Here is a 12373-nt window from a genome sequence, read left to right on the forward strand (position 1 = left end):
CATGTGCCCATGTCTACACTGCCGGGCCCGAGGAGGCGAGGGGCGCCCCCGGTGACGAAGCCGGCCGGCACGGGCAGGTCCGGGCCCGCGCTCACCCGGGACTCCGGTGCCGCGAGCGGCGCGTGGCGAGCAGCAGGGCGATGTCGTCGGGGCGGTCCTCGGTGCGGCGCGCGGTGCCGGTGAGCCGGTCGGCGACGCCCGCGAGCGAACGGCCGTCCGCCCCCGTCGCCGGCGCGCCCTCCCTGGCCAGCGCGAGCCCGAGGGCGGTGATGCCGTCGTCGATGTCGGCGCCGGGCAGCTCCACCAGGCCGTCGGTGTACAGGGCGAGGACGGCGCCGGGATCCACCCGGAACTCGGTCAGCGGGTACGGCGCGCGGGGGTCCACCCCGAGCACCATCCCGCCGGGCAGGTCCAGGGGCTCGGTGCGTCCGTCCGGGTGGCGCAGCAGCGGCGGCGGGTGGCCCGCGCGGGCCGCGCAGGCCCGTCCGGTGGCCGGGTCCAGCCGGATGTAGCAGCAGCTCGCGAACAGGCCCGGGTCCAGATCGGTCAGCAGGTGGTTGACGCCGCCGAGCACCTCGTCGGGCGGACGGTCCCCGAGGGCGAAGGCGCGCACGGCGCTGCGCAGTTGCCCCATGGTGGCCGCCGCCTGCACGCCGTGCCCCTGCACGTCGCCGATGACCAGCGCCATGCCGTCGCCCGAGGCGACCACGTCGTACCAGTCCCCGCCCACCTCCATGCCCTGGGTACCGGGCAGATAGCGCCCGGCGGTCTCCAGCAGCGGATGCGCCGGGAGCCGGCGGGGCAGCAGCGCCCGCTGCAGACCGCGGGCGAGCGCGGTCTCGGACTCGTAGCGCCTGGCCTTCTCCATCGCCTGGGCGATCACCCCGGCGAGGGCGGTGAGCACGGAGCGCTCCTCGGTGCCGAAGCTCCGGGCGCGGTCGAAGCCCAGGATGCAGGAGCCGACCGGGCGGCCGGAGGCGATCAGCGGCAGGAAGGCGCGGGCGCCTTCGGTGGCGTCCAGCGGGATGCCCGGGTAGGCGGCGGCCAGGGCCTGCATGGAGTCGAAGAAGAGCGGGCGGCCGCTGGTCAGCGTCTCGACCCCGGGCAGCCGGGCGTCCAGCGCCACCCCCTCGAAGGGGGCGAGGAAGCCGGGCGGGAAGCCCGTCTCCCACGCCAGGTACAGGTGCCGTTCCTGGAGCAGGTAGATGGCGAGCCGGCGGCCGCCGAACGCGGGCAGCAGTTCCCGTACGACCACGGCGGCCACCTGGCGGGCGGTGACCGCCTCGGTCAGGGCCACGGCCAGGACGATGGGCCGGTACACGGGCGGCGTGGTGGCGACGGCGGTGGGCCCGGGGTCCTCGGCGCCGGGCGCGGCCCGCGCCGGACCGTGCTCGGGGGTGAGACCCGCGGACGCGTCGGCCACCCGGTTGGCCGGGCGGAGCGTTCCGGTCAGCAGGTCCCGCCCGGGATGCACGGAGACCGCGAGCCAGTCTCCCTCGTAGGGCTGCGGGGCGGCCCGGCGGCTGTCGTCGGGCGGGCGCCGGACGTGGAAGTGGACCGGGTCCGGGGAGAGCAGTGCGCCGCGCAGGTGGTCCTCGTAGGCGGCCTGGTCCAGCCAGGGCACGGCCTCCCACAGGGAGTGGCCGAGCAGCCGGGCCCGGGGCAGGCCGAGCAGCCGGGCGGCGCGGGGATTGGCGTAGACGACGGTGCCGAGCCGGTCCACGCAGAACACGCCGTCCGGCAGCAGGTCGGCCGCGGCGTCCGCGACGGTGCCGCCGGACGGCTCGCGCACGACGCCCCGCACCGGGCCGCCGGCGTGCCCAGCCGCCTGCGGGCGCCACAGTTCCACCAGGCGCAGCGCGCCGTCCGCGGCCCGCGCGTACAGGGGCAGCGGGGGCGGCAGGCCGGCGGCCGTCTGCCGTAGCGCCGCGGCGATCCGGTGCCCGTCGTCGGGCGTCAGCGCGCCGGTGAGCGCGTCGAGTGTGACGACCGGGTTCCGGCCGTCTTCGGCCAGCCCGAGCAGGGCGCACAGCGGCTCGTCGACGGTGACGGCGCCGGAGCCGGGGTCCCAGGCGAAACTTCCGGCGTGCTGCGGGTGCCGTGCGGACGGCGGCGGCCGCAGACACAGCGGTTCACCGTCCCAGAGCACGGGCGGCGCGTCCCGGTCCACGGCCGAGCGGTCCAGCAGCGCGCCGAGTTCCCGCGCCGCCTCTTCCATCCGGTTCAGGCCCTCCAGCACCTCGGCGGTGTCGGAGGCCGAGGGGCGCAGGACGGTCAGGACGCCGTACGTCCGCGCGGCGCCGGCGACGGGCACGTACAGGGACCCGAAGGGGAACGGCAGGCCGGCCGCGAACTGCGGGTAACGGCGCATCGTCTCGGTCGCGTTGGGCAGCACCACGCGGGTGCCGAGCCGGTAGGCGTCGGCCACCGGGAACGGACTGTCGGCGTGCAGCCGCCACCAGGGACGGAACAGCGGTCCGGGCAGTCCGGCGAGGACGGCGAGCCGCAGCAGCCCGGGTGTGCGGGAGGGCAGGTAGATCCCGCCCGCGTAGCCGCCGGCCGCGCTGATCGCCTGCCCACAGGCGTCGACGAGCAGTGCCGTCGGCCCTCCCGGCATCCGGCCTGCGTCCTCGGCGCCTGCACTCATCGGCCCCACCTCGTCCGTGCGCCGTCACACCGTGCGCCGTCACGCGGGCGACACAGCAAGAATGCGCCACCCCACCGGCATCGCGCACGCGGTGGGGCCGCACGGGTGACCGCGACGGGGCGCTGACCGCGAGGCCGGCCTACCGCCGGACGGGCGGGAAGCCAGGCCTGCCGAGGCCGTGCAAGACCACCTTCATGTCGCAGCGGGTCGAGGCCACCTGGAACGCCACGCCGGTCTGGAACGGCAACGTCATGACGGCGCGGCCGAGCTGGAACGGCACCCTGGCACCCGGCGCGTCGACCAGCTTCGGCAGCTTCGGCTTCACGGTGACGAAGAACGGCGGCGACGCCGCACCCGTGGTCGGCGGCTGCACCGCCTCCTGACCCGTCCCGGGCGGCGGTCCGGTGCGCCTCGCCGCGACCGCCGCCCGGTGCCCGGGACCGACCGGGACGGCGTCCTTTCCGGCGCACTCGGCTCAGGACTGTCCGAAAAACGGCGCGTCCGGCGGAAGTTGGGGCAAAGAGACCGTGGTGACGGTCCTGGTGCGTATCGTGAGGAGCCGGGGCCCGCGCTCTCCCTACCCGGCCCCGGACCGGACGGTGAGGCTCTGTATGACTCCGGCGCGCAGACCCGATGCCGCGGACGCCTCGGTCGTGTCCTCGGCGGTGGAGTTCAGGGGCGGCTCGGCGATGATCCCGGCGTCCCGGGACGTCGTGCACGGCTTCGTCGACCGGCTCGGGGAGCGGGGCGTGGACCTGGCCGACAGCTTCCTGGACGCCGCCCGCCTGGTCGCCAGTGAACTGGTGACGAACGCGCTCCGGCACGCGCCCGGTCCCTGCCGGCTGGAGCTGACCCTGGTGGACGACGGCGTGGAGATCGCCGTGTCGGACACGGGGGAGGGTTTTCCCACCTTCCTGCCCCGCGACCCCCTGCGGGTCGGCCGGCACGGGCTGGAGATCGTGACCCGCCTGTGCGACGAGGTCATCACCAAGCCGCACGCGACGGGCAAGACGGTCTACGCCCGCCTGCCGCTGCGCTGACGCCGCCCGGCCGGCGACTCAGGCGGCCAGGGCCCGTTCGACCGTCGGGAAGCAGGCGATGAGGCCGTCGACGCCCACGAGCCGCAGTACGCGCTCGACGGCGTGCCGGGGTGCGGCGAGCCGGAACCAGACGCCGCGGGTCTCGGCGGCCTGGTGGGCGGCGATGAGCACGTTGATGCCGCTGGAGTCGAGGAAGGCCACCTCCGCGAAGTCGACGACCGTGCCCGGCGCCGTCTGCACGCAGGACAGCAGCACGTCGCGGAGGTGACTGCTGCCGTCCAGGTCGACCTCCCCGGCGAGGGTGACGACGCTGACGCCGTCGCCCGTGGTGGTACGGGTGATCAGCAGCCGCTCGGGTACCGCCGCACCCTCGATGTCCGCCACGTTCCCTCATCTCCCGCATATGCCCGGCCCGTCGTCGGTGGCTTGATGTTAAGGCCCTTCGGGGCCGGCTGGGGCCAGTTGTGCACAGCGCGGGCCGCCGGGGGCCGGGCGGCACTGGCTCGGCGCGCGCGAAGGGGTTCCTCTGACTACGGTCGAGGTGTGGTGGCTCATACATTCGAGGAGCTCGTGCACAAGCGTCGTGCGGCGGACCAGGCCCGCCACCGGGTCGAGACGCTGCGCGACTCGTACGGGCCTCCCACACAGCATCAGTGGACCCCGCGGCAGTCGAACACCTACGAGACCGCCGTACGGGCCTGGCGCGACCTCGACCGGGACGCGCAGACCGCGATGACGGAGTACGTGAAGGAGGGTGGTGGTCAGTCCCGGCACAAGATCGAGGCGAAGGTCCGCAAGGCCGTCCAGGACGGGGGCCAGGGCTCCTGACCCGACGGGGGCGGTCCGGCCCGCGAATGCCTCTTCGGGCCCGCCCGACCGATCCGGCACATCCGAACACCGGGAAGCCCCCGCACCCGACCGGGAGCGGGGGCTTCCTCCCGTCCCGGGGCGCGGGACTCCCGCTCCGGGGTCGCCCGGCCCTTGGTTCACGGGGCTGCGAGCCGCCCGGCCAGGGCCTCGTCCAGCAGTCCGCGTACGGCGTCCAGCGCCGCCGCCCGGTCCTCGGGGACCAGGCCGATGCGGGTGCGGCGGTCGAGGAGGTCGGACTCGTCGAGGGCGCCCTCGTGACGCAGGGCCCACAGGAGTTCGGCGCCCGTGACGGGGTGGTCCGGCAGGACCCGCTCGCCGAGCCGGGGGTCGCGGGCGGCGAGGGCGTGGACGGCCGGCGCCTCGGTGCCGTAGCGGCGGACCAGGCGGCGCGGTGCCCGCAGCGCGGCCAGGGCGTGCGGTGCGGCGGCGCCGACCAGCGGCAGCGCGGCGGTGGGGGACGGGCCGGCGCCCAGGCGGCGGGCGGCGACGGCGGCGTCCACGGCGTCCTCGGCCATGCGCCGGTACGTGGTGAGCTTGCCGCCCACCACGGTGACCACGCCCTCCGGCGAGGTGAGCACCGCGTGCCGGCGGGAGACGTCCGCCGTGCGGGGACCGCCGCCGGACCGGTCGGCGGGCCCCGTGTCCAGCAGGGGGCGCAGGCCCGCGAAGGCGCCCACCACGTCCTCGCGGTGCACCGGCACGTCCAGCACGGAACCGAGCACGTCCAGCAGGAAACCCACGTCGGTCTCGGGCACCTCGGGAACGTCCGGCACCTCGCCCTCCACGGGCTCGTCGGTCAGACCGACGTAGACCCGCCCGTCGCCCTGCGGCAGCACCAGGACGAAGCGGTTGGTCTCCCCGGGAATCGGCACGTGCAGGCCGGCGGGCAGCGGGCCGAGCCGGTCGGAGCGCAGGACCAGGTGGGTGCCGCGGGAGGGGCGGACGCGGATGCCGTCGGTGAGGTCACCGGCCCACACCCCGGAGGCGTTGATCACCGCGCGGGCGCGGATCTCGCCCTCCTCACCGGTGATCTCGTCGCGTATCCGGGCGCCGGACGCGCTCAGCTCCAGCGCCCGCACCCGGGTCAGCACCCGGGCGCCGCGCGCGGCGGCGGTCCGGGCGAGCGCGGTCACCAGGCGGGCGTCGTCCGTGAGCCGGCCGTCCCAGGACAGCAGCCCGCCGCGCAGCCGGTCGGAGCGCAGGGCGGGGGCCAGGTGGCGGGTCTCCACGGCGGACAGCCGGCGCGGCGCGGGCAGCGTGGCCCGCGCGGTGCGCGCCGCCAGCCGCAGCGTGTCACCGGCCCGGAACCCGGCCCAGGCCAGCGCGGCCTGCCCCCGCGAGACCAGCGGCGTCAGGGGCAGCACGAACGGCTGGGCGTGCACCAGGTGCGGAGCCGTACGCTCCATCAGCACCCCGCGCTCGACCGCGCTCTCGTGCGCCACGTCCAGCTGCGCGGAGGCGAGGTAGCGCAGACCGCCGTGGATCAGCTTGGAGCTCCAGCGGGAGGTGCCGAAGGCCAGGTCGTGGGCGTCCACCGCGACCACGCTCAGGCCCCGGGCCGCGGCGTCCAGGGCGACACCGGCGCCCGTCGCGCCGAGCCCGACGACCAGGACGTCCACGACGGGACCGCCCACCGCCTCGGTGAGCTCGCGCGAGCGCCGCGCGGCGGACAGGGAGGCCCCGGCGGCGGGGCTGCTGCTGGTCGGGCTCATGGGGCGAGGGTCCTCTCCAGGATGGTGCGCAGTTCCCCGAGGAAGGCCTCGGAGGTCAGCTCGGCGTCGTCCTCGTCGGTCATGGTGCGCAGCGACAGGGCGAAGGACTGGACGACCAGCAGGACGGACCGCGCCTGCCGTCCGGTGTGGGCCGGGCGCACCGACCCGTCGGCGTGGCCCTCGGCCAGCCCGCCGGCCAGCAGTTCCAGCAGCGCCTCCTGGCTCGCCCCGCGCCGGTCGAGGACGTAGGGGAGCAGCAGCTCGGGATCGACGTCGACGATCTTGCGGAACAGCGGATGCGCGCGGAACGCCGTCACCCCGGTGACCAGCCCCTCGACGATGCGCGGGCGGGTGTCCAGGCCCGGCCGCGGTTCGGGAATGGCGCCGGTGGCCACCGCGATCCACTCGCGGGTCATCAGATCGCCGACCAGGGTCCGCACGTCCGGCCAGCGCCGGTACAGCGTCATCCGGGAGACGCCGGCGCGGCGGGCCACGTCGGTCATCGTCGTGCGGCGGACCCCGACGGCCAGTACGCAGTCGCGCACGGCGTCCAGCACGGTGTCGTTGTCCGCGGCGTTCGGCCGGTCCGGGTTGCGGTCCGGGTTGCGGTCCGAGTTGTTGTGACGGTTGGGCGTCATGTGTAACAGTGTAACGCCCCAGGGGCCGCGCAGCCGGCATCCCCGAACCGACCGTGAGGACGACAGGCCATGGACATGCTGTGGAACGGCTGGGGCGACCCGGCCAGGGCGACGCCGCTGCCCGACACGGTGACCGGGATGCTGCGCGAACTGCTCGGCGTGAGGCCCCGCGACACCGCCCCCGTCCCGCGGGCAGCGATCGGCGTACCGGCGTCGTCGCTGGACGAAGCCGCCCGCCGCGCCCTGGAGACCGCCGTCGGCGACCGCCCGGACCGGGTGCGCACCGACGCCGAGTCCCGGGTCCGCCACACCCGCGGCAAGTCCACCCCCGACCTGCTGCGGATACGGACCGGCGACACCACCGACGCCCCGGCCGCCGTCGTCCTCCCGGACAGCCACGACGAGGTGCTCGCCGTACTCGACGCCTGCGCCCGGCACGGCCTGGCCCTCGTCCCCTTCGGCGGCGGCACCTCCGTCGTCGGCGGCCTCGCACCCGAAGGCCGGTCCGGGCGCGACGGCTTCGTCGCCCTCGACCTGCGGCACATGGACCGCCTGCTCGACCTCGACGAGGTCTCCCGCACCGCCACCCTGCAACCCGGCCTGCGCGCCCCCGAGGCCGAAGCACTGCTCGCCGAACGGGGCTACACCCTCGGCCACTTCCCCCAGTCCTACGAGTGGGCCACCATCGGCGGCTTCGCCGCGACCCGCTCCAGCGGACAGGCCTCCGCCGGCTACGGACGCTTCGACGAGATGGTCCTCGGCCTCACCCTCGCCACCCCCGAGGGCACCCTCGACACCGGCCGCGCCCCCCGCTCGGCCGCCGGGCCCGACCTGCGCCAGCTGATCCTGGGCTCCGAGGGCGCCTTCGGCGTCATCACCTCGGTCACCGTCCGCATACGTCCCCTGCCCGAGGTCCGCCGCTACGAGGGCTGGCGGTTCGCCTCCTTCGACGCGGGCGCCGCCGCCCTGCGCCGCCTCGCCCAGGACGGTCCGCGCCCCACGGTGCTGCGGCTGTCGGACGAGACCGAGACCCTGATCGGCCTCGCCCAGCCCGACGCCATCGGCGCCTCCCTCGACCGGCAGGACGCCGGCTGCCTGGCCGTCGTCGGCTTCGAGGGCACCGAGGAGGACACCGCGCACCGCCGCGAGGGCGCCGCCGCCGTCCTGCGCGAGTGCGGCGGCACCTTCGCCGGGGAGGAGCCGGGGGAGCGCTGGGCCCACGGCCGCTACTCGGCGCCGTACCTGCGCGACTCGCTGCTCGACGCCGGGGCGCTCGCCGAGACCCTGGAGACCGCGACGTACTGGTCCCGGATCCCCGCCCTGTACACCGCCGTGCGCGACGCGCTCACCGGCACCCTCACCGGGGCCGGCACCCCGCCGCTGGTCATGTGCCACATCTCGCACGTCTACGAGAACGGCGCCTCCCTGTACTTCACCGTCGTCTCCGCCCAGGGCGAGGACGCCGTGGCGCACTGGACGCGGGCCAAGCACGCCGCCAACGAGGCGATCGGCGCCGCGGGCGGCACCATCACCCACCACCACGGCGTCGGCACCGACCACCGCGACTGGTACGTCCGGGAGGCGGGGCCCCTCGGCGTGGCCGCACTGGGCGCCGTCAAGCGGAGCCTGGACCCGGCGGGAGTGCTCAGCCCCGGCGTCCTGCTGCCCGGGGACGGTCCCGGCCGCCCGGCACACCCCCACCCGTGAGACAACTGTCCGGCACCACCCCTCAGCCCGGAGGCACATCGATGCGACAGTTCACCGCCGTCGTCAACCCGACCGCGGGCGGCGCCACCTCGGCCGCCGCGCTGCTCGGGGTCGCCCGGCTGCTGCGGGAGGCGGGCGCCGGGCTGGAGACGGAGTACAGCCGCAGCCTGGGCCACGCCCGGGAGATCGCCCGGCGGGCCGGGGAGCGCGGCCGGGTGGTGCTCGCCGTCGGAGGCGACGGCATGGCCGGCGGGATAGGCGGCGCCCTCAGCGGCTCCGGGGCGACGCTCGGGCTCGTCCCGGCCGGCCGCGGCAACGACTTCGCGCGCGCCCTGGGTCTGCCCACCGAGTCCGCCGCCCTCGCCGAGGTACTGCTGCGGGGCGAGCCGCGCCCCGTCGACACCATCGAGGTCACCTCCGCCGCCCACGACCGCACCGTCGTGCTCGGCAGCGTCTACGCCGGTGTCGACGCGCTCGCCAACCGCCACGCCAACGAGACGCGCCTGCTGCGCGGTGCCGCCTCCTACTACGCGGGCGCCCTGCGCGCCGTCACGGGCTGGCGCGCCACCCGCTACCGCGTCACCGTCGACGGCGAGGAACACGCCTTCACCGGCTACACCACGGTGGCCGCCAACTCCGGCTACTACGGCTTCAACCGCCGCATCGCCCCCGCCGCCCGGGTCGACGACGGCCTGCTCGACGTCGTGATGATCCACCATGCGCCCCGGCTGCTGTTCTTCGCCCTCATGAACGAGCTCGAATCGGGCGCCCACGTCCGCCGCCCCCAGGTCCGCGTCCTGCGCGGGAAGGAGGTACGCATCGAGGCCGACCGGGCCATACCGTACGGCGCCGACGGCGAGGTCGAGGCGCTCGTCCCGGTCACGGCCAAGGTGCTGCCCGGGGCGCTGCGCGTCCTGTGCTGAACACGCCGCCGGGCCGGCCACCGCAGACGGTGACCGGCCCGGCGGGTGCGGCCCTCAGCCCCGGGGAGTGGTGAACCGTTCCCAGACCCGGTGCGAGCCCAGCAGTTCGGTGACCTGCTCCAGCGCCGCCGTGCCGGAGTCGGCGACGACCACACCGGGAGCGTCGGCGGGAACCCCCGACGCCTCCAGCGCGACCTCGCCGCCCGCCCAGACGCCGATCGCCTTGCCGTGCCGGAACGCCTCCGACACCAGCAGGCTCACCCGCGGGTCGGTCGTCGCCGGCCGCGCGGGCGCCGGCCCGGACTTGTAGTCGCGCGGGGTGTACGCGTCGCTGCCCATGTCCGGCGCCCCCGCCAGCAGCACGGCGTCGAACTCCACGGAGCGCGCGGTGACGTAGCTGCGCTGGACGGTCAGCGCGGCGTCGCCCGAGCCCAGCGTGCCGCCGGTCGGCGCCACCACCAGCGGCACCATTCCCGCGTTCAGCACCGCCTGCCGCACCGCGTTCACGCCCTCCAGGTCACCCCCGCCCGTGACGATGCCGACGACCCGGCCGTCGGTGGGCCAGGTCCGGCCGACCTGCGACAGCGCCGGGCTCGGCTCGATGTCGGCCAGCGGCACGGTCGGTTGCGGCGCGGGCAGGCCCAGACCCTCGGCGACGCCCGCGCACAGCTCCGGGTCGATGTTGGCCAGCACCTGGAGGGTCCGCTCCCGGATCGCCTGCTCGTAGCACTTGCCCAGCTCGAAGGTGTAGGCGCCGATGATGTGCTCGCGCTCCACCGGGCTCATGCTCAGCCAGAAGCGCCGCGGCTGGCTGAAGTGGTCCGCGAACGACTCCGGCGCCTCGCGCACCTTGGTCGCCTCGGGAACCCGTACCGGCGCCTCGATGTACGCGCCCTCGGCCGCGCCGGCCGTGAACGGGCAGCCGCCGTCCAGGGAGTTGGGCCGGTAGGGCGCCACCCCCCGGTGCACCGCCGTCTGGTGCATGCCGTCGCGCAGCATGTCGTTGACCGGCGCCTGCGGCCGGTTGATCGGCAGCTGTGGGAAGTTGGGGCCGCCGAGCCGGGTGATCTGCGTGTCCAGGTACGAGAACAGCCGCCCCGCGAGCAGCGGGTCGTCGGTGACGTCGATGCCCGGCACCAGGTGGCCCACGTGGAAGGCGATCTGCTCCGTCTCCGCGAAGAAGTTGGACGGGTTGCGGTTCAGCGTCAGCAGCCCGACCGGCTGCACCGGCGCCAGCTCCTCGGGCACGATGTTGGTCGGGTCCAGCAGGTCGATGCCCTCGAAGGTCTGCTCCGGGTTGTCGGGGAAGGTCTGGATGCCCAGCTCCCACTGCGGGTACGCGCCCGCCTCGATCGCGTCCGCCAGGTCCCGGCGGTGGAAGTCCGGGTCGACGCCGTTGATGAGCTGCGCCTCGTCCCACACCAGGGAGTGCACGCCCAGTTTCGGCTTCCAGTGGAACTTCACCAGCGTCGTCTCGCCCGCGGCGTTGACCAGCCGGAAGGTGTGGACGCCGAAGCCCTCCATCATCCGGAAGGAGCGCGGGATGCCGCGGTCGCCCATGAAGAAGATGGTGTGGTGGGTCGCCTCGGTGTGCAGCGAGACGAAGTCCCAGAAGGTGTCGTGCGCGCTCTGCGCCTGCGGGATCTCCCGGTCCGGGTGCGGCTTCGCGGCGTGCACCACGTCCGGGAACTTGATCGCGTCCTGGATGAAGAAGACCGGGATGTTGTTCCCGACCAGATCGAAGACGCCCTCACTGGTGTAGAACTTCGTCGCGAAGCCGCGGGTGTCCCGCACGGTGTCCGACGACCCCCGGGAGCCGACCACCGTGGAGAACCGCGTGAACACCGGCGTCTCCACGTCCTCGGCGAGGAACGCCGCCTTGGTCACGGAGGCCGCCGTGCCGTAGCTCTGGAAGACGCCGTGCGCGCCGGCGCCGCGCGCGTGCACCACGCGCTCCGGGATGCGCTCGTGGTCGAAGTGCATGACCTTCTCGCGCAGGTGGTGGTCCTGCAGCAGCACGGGGCCGCGCGGACCCGCCTTCAGCGAGTGGTCGGTGTCGTACAGCCGCGTGCCCTGAGCGTTGGTCAGGTAGGCGCCGGACTGCGCGACGCGGGCCTGGTCGGCGCCCGTGGGCTGGCCGGTCGGCGAGACGGTGTCCGGTCCGCTCTGGTCCGGCTTCGGGGGCAGCGGCTCCCGGGGCTCGGTGGGTTCGGCGACGGGCGGCGACTCGGGCCCGGGCTTGCCGGGGACGCCGTCCGCCGGTCCGCCACCGTCGCCCTGCAGGCTCTCGGTGACCTTGTGGGCTACCCGCTTGAGGGGGTTGGCCTCGCTCATCAGCCTCTTCTCCGTTCTGGGCGGGCCGCTGCACGCGGCCGGTCGTGTTCGGGTACCGACTGCCGTGGTGGGCCGTGACCGCGTACCCAGCGAGCGGGACTCAAGGCATGGGCGCGAGGGAACGGACGCGGACGTCTCAGGTGACGGACTCCCCGTCGTGCACGCCGCCCTGACAGCGTTTCGTGAAGGATCCCGTCCCCGACTGGTCGACCGAGACGACGATGAGTCCGCCGCCCTGGATGCACTCGGTCGCCGTCACGTCGGCCGGGAGGTGCGCGGCGGGGGACACGGAGGCCTCGGCGGGAGCCGCGCAGAGTACCGGCACGGTCAGGGCCGTGACCACGGCCCACAGGGACTTGCGCATCAGTGGGGCTCCTTCTCGCCGGTGCCGTACCAGCGTCACCGGGCGCGCCGCGGTCCGCCACTTCAGACGCGCGCACGAGGGAGGCCCCGACCGGTCGTGCCGGCCGGGGCCCCGTGTGCTCCTGGGTCCGGAGTCGTT

The 12373-nt window shown here is 75.2% G+C and carries 11 protein-coding genes; 5 read left to right on the forward strand and 6 right to left on the reverse strand.

Annotation, left to right across the window (positions count from 1 at the left end; genetic code table 11):
- Positions 1-91: 91 nt before the first annotated feature.
- Positions 92-2647, reverse strand: a complete 2556-nt coding sequence (locus AMK11_RS19460; protein WP_073728802.1) for a SpoIIE family protein phosphatase — start codon at positions 2645-2647, stop codon at positions 92-94.
- A 194-nt stretch (positions 2648-2841) separates the two neighbouring features.
- Between AMK11_RS19460 and AMK11_RS19465 the strand changes: the two genes are divergently transcribed.
- Positions 2842-3030 carry a cellulose binding domain-containing protein gene (locus AMK11_RS19465; protein WP_383584937.1) on the forward strand — a complete coding sequence of 63 codons (189 nt, stop codon included), beginning with the start codon at positions 2842-2844 and terminating at the stop codon, positions 3028-3030.
- A gap of 228 nt (positions 3031-3258) precedes the next feature.
- Positions 3259-3687, forward strand: a complete 429-nt coding sequence (locus tag AMK11_RS19470; protein WP_073728804.1) for an ATP-binding protein — start codon at positions 3259-3261, stop codon at positions 3685-3687.
- An 18-nt stretch (positions 3688-3705) separates the two neighbouring features.
- Here AMK11_RS19470 and AMK11_RS19475 read toward each other — a convergent pair whose 3' ends face one another.
- Positions 3706-4071 (reverse strand): STAS domain-containing protein, encoded by a 366-nt coding sequence (locus AMK11_RS19475; RefSeq protein WP_073728806.1) that lies wholly within the window; start codon positions 4069-4071, stop codon positions 3706-3708.
- 186 nt (positions 4072-4257) lie between these two features.
- Between AMK11_RS19475 and AMK11_RS19480 the strand changes: the two genes are divergently transcribed.
- Positions 4258-4515, forward strand: coding sequence for a hypothetical protein (locus AMK11_RS19480; protein WP_073728808.1), 258 nt, complete (start codon positions 4258-4260; stop codon positions 4513-4515).
- A gap of 158 nt (positions 4516-4673) precedes the next feature.
- Here the strand turns inward: AMK11_RS19480 and AMK11_RS19485 are convergent, their stop codons facing one another.
- Both AMK11_RS19485 and AMK11_RS19490 read right to left on the reverse strand, forming a co-directional pair.
- Positions 4674-6269: a glycerol-3-phosphate dehydrogenase/oxidase gene (locus AMK11_RS19485; RefSeq protein ID WP_073728810.1), complete on the reverse strand. Its 1596-nt coding sequence runs from the start codon at positions 6267-6269 to the stop codon at positions 4674-4676.
- Positions 6266-6907, reverse strand: a complete 642-nt coding sequence (locus tag AMK11_RS19490) for a TetR/AcrR family transcriptional regulator (protein WP_073728812.1) — start codon at positions 6905-6907, stop codon at positions 6266-6268. Before AMK11_RS19490 ends, AMK11_RS19485 begins: the two co-directional genes overlap by 4 nt.
- A 69-nt stretch (positions 6908-6976) precedes the next feature.
- On the opposite strand from AMK11_RS19490, the gene AMK11_RS19495 reads away from it, so the two are divergent.
- Complete coding sequence (locus AMK11_RS19495) at positions 6977-8614, forward strand: FAD-binding oxidoreductase (RefSeq protein WP_073728814.1); 1638 nt, start codon at positions 6977-6979, stop codon at positions 8612-8614.
- A gap of 41 nt (positions 8615-8655) precedes the next feature.
- Complete coding sequence (locus AMK11_RS19500) at positions 8656-9537, forward strand: YegS/Rv2252/BmrU family lipid kinase (RefSeq protein WP_073728816.1); 882 nt, start codon at positions 8656-8658, stop codon at positions 9535-9537.
- 54 nt (positions 9538-9591) lie between these two features.
- On the opposite strand, the gene AMK11_RS19505 is transcribed toward AMK11_RS19500, so the two are convergent.
- Positions 9592-11871 (reverse strand): catalase, encoded by a 2280-nt coding sequence (locus AMK11_RS19505; RefSeq protein WP_073728818.1) that lies wholly within the window; start codon positions 11869-11871, stop codon positions 9592-9594.
- A 136-nt stretch (positions 11872-12007) separates the two neighbouring features.
- Positions 12008-12235, reverse strand: coding sequence for a hypothetical protein (locus AMK11_RS19510; protein WP_073728820.1), 228 nt, complete (start codon positions 12233-12235; stop codon positions 12008-12010).
- Between the last annotated feature and the right edge of the window lie 138 nt (positions 12236-12373).

The sequence above is a fragment of the Streptomyces sp. CB02414 genome (genome assembly GCF_001905385.1).
GTDB lineage: Bacteria > Actinomycetota > Actinomycetes > Streptomycetales > Streptomycetaceae > Streptomyces.